Source organism: Bacillus cereus group sp. MYBK245-2 (genome assembly GCF_051916145.1).
Lineage (GTDB): Bacteria > Bacillota > Bacilli > Bacillales > Bacillaceae_G > Bacillus_A > Bacillus_A pacificus.
Window position 1 is genome coordinate 133,784 of record NZ_JBQAGB010000011.1, and the last position, 18,323, is coordinate 152,106.

Consider the following 18,323-nt stretch of genomic DNA (forward strand, 5'->3'; position numbering starts at 1 on the left):
AAAGGAAAAGCAGCTTTATTTACATTTTCAACTCTTCTTTATAAATGCTATATGACTTTATTGTTGATACGATAATACATATTAATATGATTCCAATCCCCATAAAAATATTAAATGGATCTGGAAGCAAAGCCCCGGCATATATACAAAGTGAACCTATTACAAATACCCTCGAAGCAAATCTATGTGTTTTTCTCCAAACTACAGGATTTTCTAATGTCCAGTCCATTCGAATGCCTACTAACCCGTTCGGCTTCGTTTGTTGCATGTAATTACCTAATACAAGAAACAATGTTCCAAGTCCAAAATTAAATGCAATTGAGCCCGATGCAATATAATTAGACGCTGCTAATAGTGCAAATATGTTACATCCAAATCCGATAAAGAGAATAGCATAATTAATCGCTGAAAGAACTTTGGATTGCTGTATAGACTTATCTTTTATGAATCCAAAAACTAGCCATATCATATAGAGCACTACCATACTACCTATCGAGAATGAACTTGCTTCTATTTTAGAAAAATATCCATCTACTACTCCTGCAGCATTATAATGGCGTGGAATTTGTTTTGGTAAATATGGCCATACAATATACCATCCAATTGCAATGCCACTAATTAAACTCCATGGTAATACGTGTCTTTTCATCCTCTCTCCCCCATAATTTTTTATTAGGCCCCTATTTCTTTTTTATAAACAACATATGAATATCCCATCGTTAATCCTACTGCCCCGACAATAATTCCAATGATTAGGAAACCTTTCCACGCTACGGGGGCAAAAATACTTAAAATCATAATAACCCCTAATACAACAAACACTTTTCCGCTAAAACGGTGTGTCTTTCTCCATACTTCTTCGTTACTTAACGTCCACGGTGTTTTTATGCCTACAAAATAATTCGGTTTACATTGTGGTAAATAGTTGCCTATAACTATAAATAAAAGACCAACAAGAATATGCGGTGTACTATTCATTGGAATGTCATAGCCTAATCCAGCTCCAATTCCAATGATATTTACTAAAAATAATAAGATTAATACACTATAATTTATTACATTATACCCCTTAGAAAACTTATCATAATTCTTATACTTCGGATCTATCTTAGGCAATACAGTCAATAAAGCATATATAAAAACCATAATTGCCACATCAAAAATCATACCTCCCATTTTAGACATATGTCCATCTACTTCACCCGAAACATTCCAGTGACTCGGAACTTCTTCTGGTAAATTGGGCCAAGCAACGCACCATGCAATAATCGTTAAAGCAATTAATAATAACGGAAATACATGTTTTCTCATTTCCCCTCTTCCCCCTTATTCGTAAACGTAAACACCCAAGTTAATAAATCTTGAAATACAGTTGTGTTTAAAGAGTACACAACGAATTGCCCTTTCTTTTCATCTTGAATAAGTTCAGCATTTTTAAGTGCGTTTAAGTGGTGTGAAATACTTGGTTTTGTCATATTGAAATGTTCAGCGATTTCACCAGCGGTTAGATCACCTTCTTTTAATAAATCCAAAATTTTTCGCCTTGTTGGATCTGCTAATGCTTTGAACGCTTGATTCAATATCTTTCTTCCTTTCGATAATTAGACATTTAGATATTTATCTAAATGTTAAAATGATTTCAGTTGATTGTCAATTATATACGAGGCCCTTTTTACTTTTCACGCTTTTGCCCTATACTGTTTATTAGCTTATCTTTCAACATAATGAAAAGACTTGAAACACATGATACACTATAGCTACAATTGTTTTTTTAGGAGGAATATACATATGTATAAAATTTTAATCGTTGAAGACGATCCAAATATTTCATCATTACTACAATCTCACATTCAAAAGTACGGTTACGACGCTGTTGTTACTGAAAACTTTGATGATATTATGGAATCGTTTAACACAGTGAAACCACATCTTGTTTTACTTGATGTAAACTTACCGAAATTCGATGGATTCTACTGGTGCCGTCAAATTCGTCATGAATCTACTTGTCCAATTATTTTCATTTCCGCTCGTGCTGGTGAGATGGAACAAATTATGGCGATTGAAAGCGGTGCGGATGATTATATTACAAAACCGTTCCACTATGACGTTGTAATGGCAAAAATTAAAGGTCAATTACGCCGTATTTACGGTGATTATGCGCCAAATATTTCTGAACGTATCGTTGAAGTAGAAGGTTTAAAACTATTCCCAGAACGTCCTGAAATTCACTTCGGATCTGAGCAAGTTCTTTTAACGAAGAAAGAGGCTATTTTAGCAGAAATGTTATTATCTAAATTCCCTCGTACAGCGAGCCGTGAAGATTTATTAGCTGCGCTTTGGGATGACGAGAGCTTCGTTGAAGAAAACACATTAAACGTAAACATTACGCGTCTTCGTAAAAAGTTCAATGAGCTTGGTATTGAAAATGCTATTGAAACAGTGCGCGGACTTGGGTATCGTTTTAACGCAACTTGGAGTGAATAAGCATGAAGCTATTTTTACGTGATCATTTTGCAGTTTTTCTACTGTACATATTAAACTTCGGTATCATCTTCGTTCTTTATGATGCAGTAGATGGATTCCAAAACAATAAATTTTACTTCGTCGTTTTAAGCTTATATTTATTTATTTGTTTCCTCGCTTATCGTTACGTTCGCAATCGTAGAATGTACCATAGATTAAGTGAACAACCAGAAAAAATGGAAGATGCGTTTATTGAAAGAGCAACTGCTCCGATGCCTCACGGTGTAAATGAACTTGTGCGCACGCAATATCGTCTATTCCAAAAAGAACTACAATCGTATGAAGTAAAACAACAAGAACATCAATTATTCATTAACCACTGGGTGCATCAAATGAAAACACCCGTTTCTGTTATGCAGCTGATGGTACTCGAAATGGAAGATGAACATTTAATTCCGAAATTCAAAAAAGAATTAGAACGTCTAAACCAAGGACTGGATATGGCTTTATACATGGCAAGGTTAAATAACTTCCATGAAGACTTCCATGTTGAGACGATTTCATTAAAAGATACGGTAACGAAAAACATTAATGGATTAAAAGAACTATTTATCCGAAACGGAGTCTTCCCTGTTTTAGAAGTTCATTCTGATTTACAGGTTGCTTCTGATGCGAAATGGCTAAAATTTATCATCTATCAGTTAATGACAAATGCCGTTCGTTACTCTGGTGAGCGCGGAAAGAAAGTATTCTTATCCGCTTATCGAAACGGAAAAGATATTATTTTAGAAGTTCGTGATGAAGGTGTTGGTATTCCACAAGAAGATATTAGACGAGTATTCGAACCGTTTTACACTGGGAAAAATGGTCGTACATTCGGAGAATCTACTGGTATGGGACTTTATATCGTAAGTAAAATTTGTGATTATTTAGGTCACTCTGTCAAACTAGATTCTGAAGTTGGGAAAGGAACGACGATTAAAATCATCTTCCACAACGCTGCAAATAATCAATCAGAACATACGGAGAAGGTGACCGAAGCATGATCGTAACATATGCAAGCAAAATGTATGAGAACTCACTCTCATACATTTTTTGCAATAAAACTACTTCTATATCTTCTAACCGGAGGTATAATTTATGACCTTTTGGCAATTTGCATTTAAAAACGTCACGCGCAACTCGAGAGCTTATTTTGCTTACTTTGTAAGTAGTTCTTTTTCGATTGCCGTTTTCTTTTCATTTGCTGTTTACTTATTCCATCCGAAATTACAAAAATTTGGCATGGTCTCTGAAATTTCAGGATTAATGATATTTTCAGAAGTAGTAATTGTATTTTTCTCTTTCTTCTTTTTACTATATTCCATTGGTACTTTTTTAAAAGTTAGAAAAAAACAATTCGGCGTCTTGACCGTTTTAGGAATATCTAGAAAACAATTACACCGTCTCGTCTTCATGGAAAATATGTTAATCGGTATTTTATCTATCTTTTTCGGCATGCAGTTTGGACTTGTCTTCTCGCAATTTTTCTTATTAGTGACAGCAAAAATTACGCACGTACCGGGCATATATTTATACTTGCCTATTAACGCGTTTATTTTAACGACAATCGTCTTCCTTAGTCTTTTTATCGTTGTATCTACATTGACACCGATGCTCATTCGTACAAAAAAAGCGGTACACCTTTTAAAAATAAATAGTAAAAAACGAAAAGAAAGAAAACCGTCCATACTTATTTCTTTATTTGGTGCGATTTGTTTATTTGGTGGCTATGCGTTAGCTGGAAATCCTAAATATTTCGTATCAGTAAGCCCACAAATAGGTGTTATATATATGGTTTCAAGTATTTTCGTCATTCCAACGCTCGTTACAATCGGTACATATTTCTTCTTTTCACAAATTAGTTTCTTACTTATTTATATTTTAAAGAAAAGAAGAAAGTTTTATATGAAACAGATTAATATGCTTTGGATTTCTGATTTAGCAAACCGTATTCGAACGAATATTAATATGCTTTTTATTGTAGCAATGCTATCTACTATCGCTTTCACAATGATTACGTTCCTATATGGGTTCGGAAAATTTATTAAGCTAGACGTTAATAGAACTTCGCCTTTCCCAATTTCTTATTTTTCTTATGATGCGAATCCTTTTGTTACAGAGCATTTAAATTGGCTTGAGCAACAATTACAAAAAGAACATTTTCCTTATAAGAAAATAAAAGCTGATATATATAAAACACCACTAAAAGAAGATAAAGATGTAGCTATTTATGATGATGTATACGCAATTAAGCAAAGTGACTATAACAAGCTTGCGAATTCTTTACGAATGAAACAACTATTTATAAATGATAACGAAGCATATGTTTTAACGGGGACGTCTTATATCACTATATTCAATGAATTTGAGCAAAGCTATAAAAGAGATTACATTACACTCTCTAGTACAAATACGAAATTAAAAGTAAAAGGCTATGAACATATCAGTGCAATTCCATCTGACTTTTCATATCAAACGATCGTATTGCCTGATATTGTCGTGAACAACTTACCTAACACGGTAAAGCATATATCAGCATATAATTACAAAATTCAAAACTGGGAACAGACGTATGAGATTGCTGATAATTTTATAGAAAAAGTGCAAAAAGATCGAAACAAATTCCAGTATGAAGGACCTCTTATTCGATCCTTTGAATCAGCAGGATCGTTATATAGAATAACATCTGGTAGTGCTGCATACTTCTTAATCGGTACATTTTTAGGAGTTATTTTCTTCATTGGTGCTGGTAGTGTTCTTTATTTTAGAATGTATACCGATTTAACGAACGAACAAGAGAAATATATAACGATTTCTAAGATCGGTGTGACAGATAAAGAGATGAAACGATCTGCAACCATTCAGCTTAGTATTTTATTTTTCGTTCCGTACATTATGGCATCCATTCATACAATGTTCGCAACGAAAATGCTGCAAGATGTAATTGGCTTATCGTTGTTCAAAGAAATTTCAGCCGTTCTTATTATTTTTGGATTCGTTGAAATCGTATTTTTCTTATTCATTCGTTCACTTTATATGCAAAAGCTATCACAATATACTAATACACATTAAAAAGGTTATTACATAAAAAAGGTGGGATCTCTTCCCTCCTTTTTCATACTCATTATATTAGGAGGTTTAGGTGAATGACATTTTGGCAGTTTGCATTTAAAAACGTCTCGCGGAACGCCAGAGCTTATTTCGCCTATTTTGTAAGCAGTGCGTTTTCCATTGCTATTTTTTTCTCATTTGCAGTTTACTTATTTCATCCTAAATTGCATATGACAGACGTAAATTATGCTCTGAACATATTAATGACAATTTCAGAAGTTGTCATTGTATTCTTTTCATTTTTCTTTTTACTATATTCAATCGGTACTTTCTTAAAAGTACGAAAAAAGCAATTTGGGATTTTAACAGTACTTGGCATCTCTCAAAAACAATTAAAACGACTCATATTTATAGAAAATATGTTAATTGGTGTTCTTTCTATATTTTTTGGCATTCAACTTGGACTTGTCTTTTCACAGTTCTTTTTATTAGTTACCGCCAAGATTACACATGTACCTGGCTTATATTTATATTGGCCTACAAGCGCCATTATTTTAACTATCATCATCTTTCTCGGACTCTTTATTCTCGTATCATCTTTTACACCGATGCTCATTCGTACGAGAAAAGCTGTACGTCTTTTAAAAGAAGGAACAAAACAAAAAGAAAGAAAAGCATCTGTGCTCATCTCTCTATTTGGTGCGATATGTTTAATATCTGGATATGCATTAGCCGCAAATCCATTATATTTTCTGTCGCTAGGTGACATCATTGGACTTTTATATGCCGTCTCTAGTATATTTGTCATCCCATCGCTTATTGCAGCTGGAACATATTTTTTCTTCTCACAAATTAGCTTTTTACTCATTCGTATATTAAAAGCGCGAAGAACGTTTTATATGAAACGCATTAATATGCTTTGGATTTCTGATTTAGCATCACGTATTCGGACAAACATTAACATGCTCTTTATTGTAGCGATGCTATCAACACTCGCTTTTACAATGATTACATTCTTATACGGTTTTGGGAAGTTTACAAAGTTTGATGCGATAAGGGAAAACCCTTTTCCTTTTACATATTTATCACATACTGAAAATACGTTAGCGGATGAGCATTTAAACTGGTTAGAGCAAAAGTTTAATGAAGAACACTTTACTTATACAAAATTTAAAACGGATATATATGAAGTATCTTCAGCTGAAAATAATACGCAACTCTATTACGCAATTAAACAAAGTGACTATAATGTACTTGCTAAAGCATTAAATTGGGAAAAACTCACGGTGAATAAGAATGAATCTTATATTCTTATGAAAGACTTAGATGATCAAGTTATTGGAACACTTCACAATAAAGAACAGAAAAATACTCTTACACTTACTCAAAACAATTTACAACTACACGTGAAAGAATATAAAAGTTATAGTCCATTCCCAAACAGCTTAATATACCAATTACTTATACTATCTGATGAAAATGTAGAAGCCTTATCGACCGTTTCCAAGCAAATGAGTGTATATAACTTCAAAGTTACAGATTGGGAAAAAGCACATAATATCGGTTCATCGTTTATAACAAAAATCCATAACGACAATGCAGCAATTCAAGCAGAGCACCCGCCTTTCCATGCAAGTGAAGCGAGCGATTCTCTATATAAAACAAAACTAAATGTCGCTTCATTTTTCTTAATTGGTACTTTCTTAGGTGTTATTTTCTTTATCGGGGCTGGCAGTGTTCTTTACTTCCGGATGTATACAGATTTAACAAATGAGCAAGAAAAATATATAACGATTACGAAAATTGGTTTAACGGAAACTGAAATGAAACGTTCAGCGACAATTCAGCTTGCGATTCTTTTCTTCGTGCCTTACATTATGGCATCCATCCATACGATGTTCGCGACAAAGATGTTACAAGAAGTTTTACATCTCTCGTTCTTCGCTGAGATTACAGTCGTACTTATGATTTTTGGAACAGTTGAAATTTTATTTTTCCTTTTAATTCGTTCCTTTTATATGCAAAAATTATCACAACACATTAAGTTTTAAAAGATAGAAAGGTGATTACTATGGAAGAAGTATTACACATAAAAAACGTCTCAAAAGTATATGAGGGAAAAGTCCCTCATACAGCCTTAAAAAATATAAATTTACATGTAGATAAAGGTGAATTTGTCGCTATCATGGGACCATCTGGTAGCGGTAAATCTACATTTTTAAATGTTATCTCAACAATTGATTCCCCTACTTCTGGTGATGTCGTTATTAACGGAAAAAAACCACACACATTTCGTAGGGAAAAGTTAGCTATTTTCCGCCGACAAGAGTTAGGCTTTGTTTTCCAAAACTTTAACCTATTAGATACACTAACAATCGGTGAAAATATCGTACTACCTTTAACATTAGATAATATTCCATTAAAAGAAATGGATGAAAAGCTTGATAACATTTCAAAAAAGCTTGGCATTGATCATATTTTAGACAAGCGTATTTTTGAAGTGTCAGGAGGACAAGCACAGCGTACCGCAGTAGCACGTGCTGTTATTCATCATCCGTCACTTTTACTTGCCGATGAACCGACAGGAAATTTAGATTCAAAAGCGGCTATTGACGTAATGGAGCTATTTACGAAATTGAACAAAGAAGAAGATGCAACAATTTTAATGGTTACGCACGATCCATTCGCAGCAAGTTATTGTAACCGCGTCATTTTCATTAAAGATGGCGAACTTTACAATGAACTACACCGCGGATTGTACCGTGAGAAATTTTATCAAGAAATATTAGATGTTTTAGCATTACTAGGAGGAAGACGTGGATGACATTTTGGCAATTTGCATTTAAAAATGTCTCGCGTAATTCGAAAGCATATTTCGCTTATTTTGTGAGTAGCGCGTTTTCTATTATGGTTTTCTTTTCATTTACTGTATACGCGTATCATCCACGCTTACAAATTATGAATAAATTACAGGAACAAGATCCATTGATGAACTTAGCCGGCATGGCACAGTTTGTTATCGTTTTGTTCTCGTTCTTCTTTCTCTTATATTCTATTGGGACATTTTTAAATGTACGGAAGCAACAATTTGGCGTTTTAACTGTTCTCGGTATATCTCAAAAACAATTAAAACGTCTTTTGTTTACTGAAAATATGATAATTGGAATGCTTGCTATTTTTGCTGGTATTCAAGGCGGTCTTGTGTTTTCTAACTTTTTCTTACTCGTTACTTCTAAATTAACAAGTGCAAAAGGCCTCTATTTATATTGGCCAACAGAAGCAATTATCGTTACAACCGTAACTTTTATTATTTTATTTTTCATCGTTTCTACGTTTACACCGATGTTCATTCGCACTCGTAAAACAACACAGCTCATTAAAGGGACTAAAAAAGGCGATAAAGACAAAAAACCATCTATACTTATTTCGATATTTGCTTTAATTTGCTTAGCATTATGTTATTATATCGCTGGTTATCCGCAAGGCTATATAACAGAAAAAAATGTACAAAATGGATCTGTATTCTTAATTATGCTATCTATTTTACCGCTCGTAGTGGTGGGAACATATTTATTCTTTTCACAAACGTTTCTTCTCTTTATCTTTATTTTGAAAAAGCGGAGAAAGTTTTATATGAAGCAAATAAATATGTTATGGATTTCAGATTTAGCTAACCGCACTCGTAGTAATATTAATGTACTCTTTATCGTTTCTATGCTATCTGCACTTGCATTTACAATTATTATCGCGCTATTTGCTATCAATAATAATACGAAAGCAATGATATTAGAACGTTTTCCTATCCCCTTCACATATACATCTAAAGGGGAAAATTCACTTGAACAAAAACATATTGCTACAATTGAAACGGAGCTTACAAATGCTAATTTTCAATACAGCAAGCATCAGTCTACATTGTTAAAAGATACCGCTTTAAAAGAAGACATTACTCTTATGAAAATGAGTGATTATAACACGCTTGCAAAACAATTAAGGAGACCAGAAATAAATCTTGATTCTACACAAGTTTATATGATTTCTCGTTACTCACCAGAGCTCTTAAATCTTGTATCAAATCCATTCGCAAAACAAAATACAATTACAATCGGATCTAATAAAAAAGAATTTCACATTAAAGGATTTATTAATAAATCCATTGAACCCGCCTTCGCATTCCCTTATTTAATGGTTGTACAAGATGATGTATTCAATACTATGATTCCTCATATTGAAACAACCATAGTGTATAATTACTTCGTTGAAAACTGGGAAAATGCGATTGCTCCTACGAAAAATATATTAAAACATATTAGAAATGATACAGATAACTTCTATGAGGCACACAAAGATGCGGAAGGTAATTTTCAACCCCCATTTAATATTTATACAGCTGCCGATGACCTGAAATACAGCAAAGGAAATTCAATTGCTACTTTCTTTATTTGGACATTTCTCGGTTTTATTTTCTTTATCGGTGCGGCTAGTGTTTTATACTTCCGTATGTATAACGACTTAACAAATGAAAAACAAAAATATATTACGATTACAAAACTTGGTTTAACAGAATCAGAAATGTTTCGCTCTGCAACGATTCAATTAGGAATTTTATTTTTCGTTCCTTATATCGTTGCTGGTATTCACACATTATTTGCCGTTAAGTTTTTACAAAGCATACTCGCTTTTTCTTTACTCAAAGAGTTATTAATTGTACTCACTTTCTTTGGGATTATCGAGATTATTTTCTTCTTCTTAATCCGATCTCTGTACATTAATAAGTTATCACAGCATATCAAAATATGAATAAAATGGCCTTGTGCGTATTGCACAAGGCCATTTTCAATAGTTTTTAATTAGCAGCAATATCCGCCGTAGCCACCATATCCGTAACCGCCATAACCACAACCGCCTCCGCCACCGAAGCAGCTAGCACCGATGATAATTAATAAAATAAACAATACGATTAGAAGCGCAAAACCGCCTCCGCACCCATGTCTGCGGTTACAATCATCATGTCTGTGTTCACACTTTTCGCTCATTACTCTATTCCTCCTTTAGTATCATTCATAACAAGTTCACCTTGCTCTAAATGAGGGGATTCCATTTATATTATGTTTTCAGGGCGAATAGGAAGCTTGGCTTACTTAAAAACGGGCTTGTTTTGGCAATTGGGCTTCATCGATAGGCGAATTAGCCTTTTCAAGATGTAAGCATAAAGCATTTGACATACTTCTAATTTCTTACTAAAATTTAATTGAACGACCAATCAGTTTTTTGATTATACATTCAAATTATATAAATCAGGAGTTGAATAGCGTGACTGATTCTTTTATTGCAGAGGCTAGGCGTGAACAAATTATTCTTGCATGTATTGATACATTAGAAGAAGTTGGATATAACAACTTAAGCTTAACGAAGGTAGCAAAAAAAGCTAAGATTAGCACTGGACTTATTTCTTATCATTTTAACGATAAGCTTTATCTTATGAATCGGACATTACAATTTTTAGTTAAGAAACAACATGAATTTATTAGCAATCGATTGCTATTAGCCCAATCTGAAATAAACAAACTAGAAGCTTTTATTGAAGCACATTTGGCTTACCAAGAAACTCATTACAAAAATAATATTGCCTTGATTGAGATTGTCTTTAATGCAAGAAATGAAGAGAATATTCCTTATTACAGAATTGAAGACGATGAAGAAGATGATGCACTTAGAACGATGTTATTAAATATTTTGAAGACTGGTCAACAAAATGGAGTATTTTCTAACTCTTTCCAAGCCGACACATTAGCTTCATTTATTTTAGGAGCAATCGAAGAAAGAATGCTGAAGGCAAATGCATCTATATCTATAGAAAATTACTCAGATGAGCTCATAAAAATGGTGAAGAAACTCACTATTTAAATGCCCTGATTTTGAAAAATTATATATGAAGAAAGGATGAACTACACATGAAAAAGGCATCTGTCATTGGATTAGGTTTTTTAGAAAAATTACTTGTTATAGTAAGTCCAATCCTTTTAGGCGTTATCGGATATTTTTCACCTAAATTAATAGAGATTATAAAAAAGATTCCCCTCTTTTCTGATTCGAAAATGATAGAACTTTTAAATTTTATTAACCCCTTCTGGCTTCCTATTATCCTCATGCTCATTGGTGTTATTGCAGGAATTTTATTTTCTTTAATTATTTATAGTGAAGCTTTAAAAATGAACATTACTTCGGAAAGCATTCATGTAAATAAGGACGATCAAAAGAAGCAAATTACCAGTTCAAATGTAAAAGCCGTTTTTGTAGATACAGGCCAAGTGGTAATCATTGATCAAGAAGACCGCGAATGGTTACGTGAAAAATCTGATATAAATCCACATAAAATTAAAGATATTTTCTTGCTGCACGGCTTTCCATGGGTGGAACAAGATCCTTATAAGCAAGACTATAGTCTATGGAAATTAGAGGATGAGCGATTTAATAAAAATGTAAATACCATTTTGTATGAAAGACGAAATGCTATCCGAGACGGAAACTCGAAGAAAAAGAAGCACTTACGTAAAGATCTGAATGAGCTAGGAGTCTTTGTCAAAGACGATGGAGAAGATCAGTATGTCCGTTTCATTAAGTAATAGAGCGATAGAAAGCACAAAAAAACGAATAAAGCACGCAGAGAAATTACATTTTCTCTGTGTGCTCTATTCGTTTAAATCGGCTCTTCTAAATAAACATATTCAATAAAAGCGCAAAACCAAATGCAATAAATGATAACAATGTCTCGAGTACCGTCCACGTTTTAAACGTTTCCTTCACCGTCAAACCTAAATACTCTTTTACAAGCCAGAACCCTGCATCATTTACGTGAGAAAACATTAATGAACCTGCTCCGGTTGCGATAACGAGCAATTCTAAATTTACACCTGACATATGCTGAATAACTGGTGAAACAATCCCTGCCGCTGTCGTTAATGCTACTGTAGCTGAACCTGTTGCGATTCGAATTAATCCAGCTACCATGAAAGCTAACACAATTGGTGATAACGATATATGTTCTGCCATTTGCGCAATCGCTGTTCCAACGCCGCTTTCAATTAATATTTGTTTAAATCCACCGCCTGCACCAATTATTAAAATAATAGAACCGACCGGTAGTAAACTTTCATCTGTTAATTTTTTAATCATCTTTTTATTAATACCTTGTCTGATTCCAAGTAAATAAAATGCTGCAAAACATGAAATAAGTAAGGCAATTACTGGGCTTCCTACAAAGACGAAAAATTCAGTCATCTTTTTCAGTAATGAAATATAAGGTGCAACGACCGATAAAATCATCAATACAACTGGTAATAAAATAATAAAGAATGAAACTTTCCGACTCGGTAAATCAGTTGAGACAGTCGTAACTCGAATAAGCTCTGGTTCATTTTCAGGTATAACCCTTTTATGTACCCACTTTGCAAATATCGGTCCTGCGATAATGGCTGTTGGTAACGCGATAAGTAATGAATATAAAAGTACCTTTCCTAAGTTCGCGTTATAAATACCGATTGCTGTCATCGCCCCTGGATGTGGTGGCACGAGCCCGTGAACAATAGATAACCCAGCAATAACAGGTAAAGCAATTAATAATATGTTTTGCTTCGTTGTTTTTCGAATTGAAATAACAAGTGGTAATAAAATGACAATCCCAACTTCAAAAAAGACAGGAATCCCTATAATAAACCCTGCAAATAACATAGCCCAAGGTAATTTTTTTACGCCGAAAAATCGAATAAAGAAATCTGCAACTTGCATGCCGGCCCCTGAATCAGACATCATTTTCCCTAAAATTGTTCCGAGAGCTAAAATACCAACTAAATGCCCTAGTACACTACCAACACCAGTTTCATAGGCAGCCACTATTTTCGTTAAGTTCAGTCCAGACATAATAGCTAAAAATAAACTCGCAACTGTTAAACTAATAAATGCATGCCATTTCCACCATGATACCCCTAAAATAACAATCGCAATTGCAAGTAACGTGACGATTAATAAGTATATATCCATTTTTCATTCCCCTTACTTTATAAAAAAAGAGGGCGAATACCCTCTTTTTTATACGTCATAATTCACTACATAATGCTGCATTTCTGTATTGTAGTAGCCTTCGCTATATTCAATTACTTCGCCAACTTCATCGTAAGAATAACGCATACGTTTTAATAGCGCTGTGCCCTCTTTTTCACCTAGCGCTTCTGCAACGAAACTAGGCGCAAGTCCAACAGCGAATTCATCTCTGAAGTTTTCTAAATGAATGCCTCGGTCTTCAACTAAATCATAAAGCGATTGCAAATCAAAATCCGATAAATCTGTACTTGCCATTTTCGCTGAGAAATAGTGCGTATAATGAATGTACGGTGCATCATTTAACGTATATAAACGTTCAATACGAAAACTCTCTTTACCGAATAATCGAAATGGCACTGTTCCTTCTTCATTCTGAACAATTTCTGCTTTTAGCAATTTTTTCTGTACTTTATATCCTTCTTCCACTAACACTTCAGTAAATTTCTTACCCTTTGACAGTTTTGTCGCAGAAGTGTTACGGATGACTTTCGTTCCTTTACCGCTTTTCTTTTCCAAATACCCTTCTTGAGCGAGTTCTTTAATCGCATTTCGTACTGTAATTTTACTCACCTTGAACTCTTCTTCTAACTGCGGTTCGGAAGGAATATTCGTATGAATTGCATATACACCATGCAATATTCGATCACGAATAATGTTTTTTATTTGTAAATATAATGGTCCTTTTTTTCTCGTTACGTTCACCGTTACACCCACTACCTTTCTACATCACCTACTGATGCCGTCATTGCCCGAAGTATATCCTTCTCTGATGACATTGGCGTATCACCGACGATTGTATGTGCAAGCATTCCAGCTGCTGACGCAAATGAAACAGCTTTCTCTGGTGCAAACTCTTCTATCTCGCCATGAATAATCCCGCTCGTATAAGCATCTCCAGCACCTATTCTATCATATACAGAAAACATAAGTGTTTTTGCAAAAGTGAACGTTCTATCTTTACATATGAATCCTCGAAGCGAATGTGTATTATCACTGTTAATAGAGCGATGAGTACCAGCGATTGTAGCGATACTATACATTTCAGCTACCTTTGGAATTAGATCCATCAGCTGCGCCTCTCGCTCCGTTTCTTCTGTTTTCATTCCTAAAACAAACATTGCATCTTTTTCGTTCATCATTACAATATCAGCTAGCCCTAACATTTCTTCATAATGTGGTTTCGCCTGTTCATATCCGTCTTCTCCCCAAAGTGATGGACGATAATTGCAATCAAAGACGACAGTTCCTCCGTTTTCTTTCACTGCTTTCGCTAAAGATTTCATATGATGACGCACCGTATCATTCATCGCAAGTGTAATCCCGCAAAAATGAACAATATCAATTTCCTTCGCGATTTCTTCAAATTGATACATTTCTTCACATGCCGTATTAAAGCTACTTTCTAATCGATTCGAATATGTAACGCGGCTTGCACGTGCTCCAAATCCATTTTCCAAAAAGTACATACCGACATATTTGCCGCCTCTTGAAACAAGTGAGGTTTGCACACCTAACTTTTGAATATAAGATAATGCCGCATCTCCAACCGAATTTTCCGGTAAAGTTGAAATAAGAAGCCCTTCATGCCCGAGATGAGAAAGTGCTGCTGCCACGTTCACACCTGTACCAGAAAATGAGTATTTTAATGTATTAGCTTGCGATAACAATTCATATCCTGGTACTTGCAGGCGCATCATTACTTCACCAAATGCTGCAATTTTCTTACGCATATTGATCAACTAACTTCTTCACGACTGCTAATAATTCACGAACATCTTCTACTTTCGTATTGCCAGTTTCTTTATCAATAATAGAAGAGTACACATGCGGGATCACTTGCTCTACATTTGCTTCAAGCGCAATACGTACAATTGTTTCAAAGTTTTCTTTATCGATTCCGCCCGTTGGTTCTAATGCGAATCCTTCTTCCGCACAAGCTTTCGCAACTGCGCGATATTCTTCTTCATGAGCTAGCCCTTTCATCGGGAAGTATTTCAATGAATTTCCGCCCATATCACGTACAAGTGCGATTGCTGTTTTAATTGGAACGATTGCTTTTTCTTCCCCAGCTGCACTAATTGGACCAGTAGAAATATTTACGTACCCTACTTTTCCTGTTGGCGATACTAAACTATTAATCCAGCTATCTTTTCCGCCAAGATTTGCACGTGTCGCTCCAACTGAAGGGAATACTTGGTTAATATGGCTACCTGGATAATGTTTCGCAATTTCAGCTACAACTGCCGCTTGGCGATTATCTCCTGCTCCTAGTCCGATTGATACAGCGTCTTCAATTTCTTTTCCGTATGCTTTCATCGCTGTAACTGCTTCTTCTACTGTTGGATAGTCTTTTGATAACACTCCCACTACTACATAACCTTCTGCTGCTTCAAAAATATCTTTCGCATTTTCGATATTGTTCGCTAATACATTTAATGCTACACGGCCTTTATAAAAACGTTTTTGAATGTTTGTCATTTTAGTTTCCCCCTACGATTTCTCTCAATTTTTCTTCAATTACATGTATGTCATCACCTAAAAGTGGACGTGGATCAATATCAAAGAATCCTTGTCTTACTCCGTAATCACGTGTATAAATTGCGATTTCCCCTTCGCGTAATGCAGTCACAACGTCTTTTGCTGATTTATTTAATTCATTCTCGTCAATATGAATACGAGCTCTAAAGATTGCTCTTCCCGCTTCATCTTGAACGATCGTTACATTTACACCGTTTAATTCTTTTAGCGGCATAAGTACTTGTAATAACTCTTTTTCTTGCTCGCTCTTATCTTCTTTTACTCCGTACTCATCAAGTGCTTGCAGTAAACCAAAAGTTGTTTCTTTCCCAACTTTCATACTTCTTCCAATGCAATGTAATTGCACTTTCAGCCACTCAATATATTTTCGTTTCCCGCCAACAATACCAGAAGTAGGTCCTTCAATTGCTTTTGAACCGCTATAAATGGCAAGGTCTGCATACTTCACATATTTTTGAATATCTTCTTCAGCTGCCGCATCGACGATAAGCGGTATGTTATTTCGCTGCGCAACTTCCCATGCTTCTTCAACAGAAATCATATTTTTTTGTACTGCATGATGGGATTTCACATACAGAATCGCCGCTGTATTTTCACCAATCGCATCTTCAATATGCTCTGCTTTCCCTTCATTTGCGTAGCCAACTTCTACAAGTTTTCCTCCGCCTAAATAAATCATCGTTTCAACAGGAGCACCGTATTGAACGTTATGACCTTTTAACATAATCACTTCGTTTTTCGCGATGACCTCTTGATGAAGTCTTTCACTTTTACGGCGATTTCCTTCCGTCACGATTGCTGCGATAGAAAGCGCAATTCCGCTCGATGCTGAATTCACAACGACCGCTGCCTCTGAATCTAGAATTCTCGCAATATGATCTCCTGCTTTATCTACTAAATCAGCAATTTCCACATAATTTTGTCCCCCATGTTTCATTGCATCCATAACTGTATCTGTCGGAGCGGATACACCTAAAATACTCATTCTACCGCTCGCATTAATTACTCTTTTTAATCCGTACTTAGCATTCAATGAATGACCCATTGATTACAACCCCTTTCGTATCAATTCTTCTTTCAGCAATGCGCTGATCCCCTTCTGAATCAATTAACGTAATCTTCTCATCTTTCACCGTAAATAAAGTTAAATTTGCAATATCTCCTTCTTGAATACGGCCAAGCTCTGGTTTCTTAAGCCACTCTGCTGCATTTTTCGTAACCTCATCAATTACTTCTTCTAGCGAATAACCTAAGTAAAGGAATTTCGAAAGAACGTGAGCCATACTATACACGGGACCATGCACGCGATTCTTCCGGTAAATATCTGTACTAATTGTATTAAATGCAATACCATGACGCTTCGCCGCTTCTGCTACTTTAAAAGAAAAACTAGCATTACCGTGACCAACATCTAAATGTACGCCGCGATTCACTGCATCTAGTAACACAGGTAGCGGTTTGCCTTCTTCATCAAATAAATTATTTTCTTTCCCGTTTAAGTAATGTGTAATAACATCATCTTTTTCTAAAAGAGGTACAACTTCCTCAATGCGAGGAGGCGCTGAACCGATATGTACCATTATCGGCAATGATGTTTCACGAGATAAATCACGCGCTATATGAAGCGGTTCAATTCCGCTATCACAAACGACACTCTTACTCATTCTCGCCTTTAACCCAACGATTACATCTTTATACTTTTCTACTGCTTCTATTACTTTCTCTTTATCGATCCATTCCATATTGGATAATTCATCAATTCGTTTCAAACCGATGCGAGAAATATTTAAAAAGGCAAATAAATTTGTTTTCGCCTGCTCCCTACTTTTAACTAAATCTGCAATACGATCAGCTCCGCAGCTACCCGCATCAACAATTGTCGTTACCCCTTGCTTAACGCCAATTTCGTCCACCTCATCGCCATACGGATCAAACTCTGGAAAAGCATGAACGTGCAAATCAATCCAGCCACTCGATACGTAAGTACCTGAGTAATCAAGAACCTTTCCACCCTCACCAGCACCAGCTTTCGTCACCTGTGCGATTTTTTTATTTTCAATTACAATGTCAATCTCTTCCCCGTTCACACGTTTCACATTACGTAGTACGAATCGTTCTGTCATTGTACT

At 35.1% G+C, this 18,323-nt stretch carries 18 protein-coding genes; 8 read left to right on the plus strand and 10 right to left on the minus strand.

Annotation, left to right across the window (positions count from 1 at the left end; genetic code table 11):
• Positions 1–19: 19 nt before the first annotated feature.
• The 3 genes from ACTFRN_RS18715 to ACTFRN_RS18725 are packed head-to-tail and all read right to left on the minus strand — an operon-like array spanning position 20 to position 1,580.
• Complete coding sequence (locus ACTFRN_RS18715) at positions 20–649, minus strand: SdpI family protein (protein WP_000820682.1); 630 nt, start codon at positions 647–649, stop codon at positions 20–22.
• 23 nt (positions 650–672) lie between these two features.
• The gene (locus ACTFRN_RS18720) at positions 673–1,311 is read right to left on the minus strand and encodes an SdpI family protein (protein ID WP_074567877.1); all 639 of its coding nucleotides are present in this window, start codon (positions 1,309–1,311) and stop codon (positions 673–675) included.
• On the minus strand, positions 1,308–1,580 hold the full coding sequence (locus ACTFRN_RS18725) for an autorepressor SdpR family transcription factor (RefSeq protein ID WP_001070526.1): 273 nt from the start codon (positions 1,578–1,580) through the stop codon (positions 1,308–1,310). The genes ACTFRN_RS18720 and ACTFRN_RS18725 overlap by 4 nt, the downstream gene beginning before the upstream one ends.
• A gap of 208 nt (positions 1,581–1,788) precedes the next feature.
• Between ACTFRN_RS18725 and ACTFRN_RS18730 the strand changes: the two genes are divergently transcribed.
• From ACTFRN_RS18730 to ACTFRN_RS18755, 6 genes are all read left to right on the plus strand, one after another.
• A complete protein-coding gene (locus tag ACTFRN_RS18730; RefSeq protein WP_000276733.1) occupies positions 1,789–2,484 on the plus strand; it encodes a response regulator transcription factor in 696 nt (231 codons plus the stop codon).
• A 2-nt stretch (positions 2,485–2,486) separates the two neighbouring features.
• On the plus strand, positions 2,487–3,509 hold the full coding sequence (locus tag ACTFRN_RS18735) for a sensor histidine kinase (protein ID WP_074567878.1): 1,023 nt from the start codon (positions 2,487–2,489) through the stop codon (positions 3,507–3,509).
• Between the two features lie 94 nt (positions 3,510–3,603).
• Positions 3,604–5,577 carry an FtsX-like permease family protein gene (locus tag ACTFRN_RS18740; protein ID WP_000145041.1) on the plus strand — a complete coding sequence of 658 codons (1,974 nt, stop codon included), beginning with the start codon at positions 3,604–3,606 and terminating at the stop codon, positions 5,575–5,577.
• A gap of 74 nt (positions 5,578–5,651) precedes the next feature.
• Positions 5,652–7,607: an ABC transporter permease gene (locus ACTFRN_RS18745; protein WP_000144898.1), complete on the plus strand. Its 1,956-nt coding sequence runs from the start codon at positions 5,652–5,654 to the stop codon at positions 7,605–7,607.
• Positions 7,608–7,627: 20 nt separating this feature from the next.
• Positions 7,628–8,380: an ABC transporter ATP-binding protein gene (locus tag ACTFRN_RS18750; protein ID WP_000393249.1), complete on the plus strand. Its 753-nt coding sequence runs from the start codon at positions 7,628–7,630 to the stop codon at positions 8,378–8,380.
• Positions 8,377–10,356, plus strand: a complete 1,980-nt coding sequence (locus ACTFRN_RS18755; protein WP_000144921.1) for an FtsX-like permease family protein — start codon at positions 8,377–8,379, stop codon at positions 10,354–10,356. The genes ACTFRN_RS18750 and ACTFRN_RS18755 overlap by 4 nt, the downstream gene beginning before the upstream one ends.
• Positions 10,357–10,406: 50 nt before the next feature.
• On the opposite strand, the gene ACTFRN_RS18760 is transcribed toward ACTFRN_RS18755, so the two are convergent.
• Positions 10,407–10,592, minus strand: coding sequence for a YjcZ family sporulation protein (locus tag ACTFRN_RS18760; RefSeq protein ID WP_001290397.1), 186 nt, complete (start codon positions 10,590–10,592; stop codon positions 10,407–10,409).
• Positions 10,593–10,869: 277 nt separating this feature from the next.
• Here ACTFRN_RS18760 and ACTFRN_RS18765 point away from each other — a divergent pair, with 277 nt between their 5' ends.
• Both ACTFRN_RS18765 and ACTFRN_RS18770 read left to right on the plus strand, forming a co-directional pair.
• Complete coding sequence (locus ACTFRN_RS18765; RefSeq protein ID WP_014893451.1) at positions 10,870–11,463, plus strand: TetR/AcrR family transcriptional regulator; 594 nt, start codon at positions 10,870–10,872, stop codon at positions 11,461–11,463.
• A gap of 47 nt (positions 11,464–11,510) precedes the next feature.
• Entirely contained in the window at positions 11,511–12,182 is a 672-nt protein-coding gene (locus tag ACTFRN_RS18770) for a YqeB family protein (RefSeq protein WP_014893450.1), read from the plus strand.
• 88 nt (positions 12,183–12,270) lie between these two features.
• Here the strand turns inward: ACTFRN_RS18770 and gntP are convergent, their stop codons facing one another.
• From gntP to ACTFRN_RS18800, 6 genes are read right to left on the minus strand one after another with little or no spacing between them, the layout of a single operon-like run.
• The gene (gene gntP, locus ACTFRN_RS18775; protein ID WP_000356140.1) at positions 12,271–13,596 is read right to left on the minus strand and encodes a gluconate permease GntP; all 1,326 of its coding nucleotides are present in this window, start codon (positions 13,594–13,596) and stop codon (positions 12,271–12,273) included.
• A 48-nt stretch (positions 13,597–13,644) separates the two neighbouring features.
• Entirely contained in the window at positions 13,645–14,370 is a 726-nt protein-coding gene (locus tag ACTFRN_RS18780) for a GntR family transcriptional regulator (RefSeq protein ID WP_000539282.1), read from the minus strand.
• On the minus strand, positions 14,370–15,386 hold the full coding sequence (locus tag ACTFRN_RS18785; protein WP_001227478.1) for a sugar kinase: 1,017 nt from the start codon (positions 15,384–15,386) through the stop codon (positions 14,370–14,372). Before ACTFRN_RS18785 ends, ACTFRN_RS18780 begins: the two co-directional genes overlap by 1 nt.
• Positions 15,379–16,134: a 2-dehydro-3-deoxy-phosphogluconate aldolase gene (dagF, locus tag ACTFRN_RS18790; RefSeq protein ID WP_000181926.1), complete on the minus strand. Its 756-nt coding sequence runs from the start codon at positions 16,132–16,134 to the stop codon at positions 15,379–15,381. The genes ACTFRN_RS18785 and dagF overlap by 8 nt, the downstream gene beginning before the upstream one ends.
• Position 16,135: 1 nt before the next feature.
• Positions 16,136–17,239: a DgaE family pyridoxal phosphate-dependent ammonia lyase gene (locus ACTFRN_RS18795; protein ID WP_000510088.1), complete on the minus strand. Its 1,104-nt coding sequence runs from the start codon at positions 17,237–17,239 to the stop codon at positions 16,136–16,138.
• Positions 17,217–18,317 (minus strand): amidohydrolase/deacetylase family metallohydrolase, encoded by a 1,101-nt coding sequence (locus ACTFRN_RS18800; protein ID WP_088106355.1) that lies wholly within the window; start codon positions 18,315–18,317, stop codon positions 17,217–17,219. The genes ACTFRN_RS18795 and ACTFRN_RS18800 overlap by 23 nt, the downstream gene beginning before the upstream one ends.
• Positions 18,318–18,323 lie beyond the last annotated feature (6 nt).

What these genes read in the sequence shown, in the direction of transcription:
- ACTFRN_RS18715 (WP_000820682.1), bottom strand. Translation starts at nt 649, where the DNA reads ATGAAAAGACACGTATTACCATGGAGTTTAATTAGTGGCATTGCAATT.
- ACTFRN_RS18720 (WP_074567877.1), bottom strand. Translation starts at nt 1,311, where the DNA reads ATGAGAAAACATGTATTTCCGTTATTATTAATTGCTTTAACGATTATT.
- ACTFRN_RS18730 (WP_000276733.1), top strand. Translation starts at nt 1,789, where the DNA reads ATGTATAAAATTTTAATCGTTGAAGACGATCCAAATATTTCATCATTA.
- ACTFRN_RS18735 (WP_074567878.1), top strand. Translation starts at nt 2,487, where the DNA reads ATGAAGCTATTTTTACGTGATCATTTTGCAGTTTTTCTACTGTACATA.
- ACTFRN_RS18740 (WP_000145041.1), top strand. Translation starts at nt 3,604, where the DNA reads ATGACCTTTTGGCAATTTGCATTTAAAAACGTCACGCGCAACTCGAGA.
- ACTFRN_RS18745 (WP_000144898.1), top strand. Translation starts at nt 5,652, where the DNA reads ATGACATTTTGGCAGTTTGCATTTAAAAACGTCTCGCGGAACGCCAGA.
- ACTFRN_RS18750 (WP_000393249.1), top strand. Translation starts at nt 7,628, where the DNA reads ATGGAAGAAGTATTACACATAAAAAACGTCTCAAAAGTATATGAGGGA.
- ACTFRN_RS18755 (WP_000144921.1), top strand. Translation starts at nt 8,377, where the DNA reads ATGACATTTTGGCAATTTGCATTTAAAAATGTCTCGCGTAATTCGAAA.
- ACTFRN_RS18760 (WP_001290397.1), bottom strand. Translation starts at nt 10,592, where the DNA reads ATGAGCGAAAAGTGTGAACACAGACATGATGATTGTAACCGCAGACAT.
- ACTFRN_RS18770 (WP_014893450.1), top strand. Translation starts at nt 11,511, where the DNA reads ATGAAAAAGGCATCTGTCATTGGATTAGGTTTTTTAGAAAAATTACTT.
- gntP (WP_000356140.1), bottom strand. Translation starts at nt 13,596, where the DNA reads ATGGATATATACTTATTAATCGTCACGTTACTTGCAATTGCGATTGTT.
- ACTFRN_RS18785 (WP_001227478.1), bottom strand. Translation starts at nt 15,386, where the DNA reads ATGCGTAAGAAAATTGCAGCATTTGGTGAAGTAATGATGCGCCTGCAA.
- dagF (WP_000181926.1), bottom strand. Translation starts at nt 16,134, where the DNA reads ATGACAAACATTCAAAAACGTTTTTATAAAGGCCGTGTAGCATTAAAT.
- ACTFRN_RS18795 (WP_000510088.1), bottom strand. Translation starts at nt 17,239, where the DNA reads ATGGGTCATTCATTGAATGCTAAGTACGGATTAAAAAGAGTAATTAAT.
- ACTFRN_RS18800 (WP_088106355.1), bottom strand. Translation starts at nt 18,317, where the DNA reads ATGACAGAACGATTCGTACTACGTAATGTGAAACGTGTGAACGGGGAA.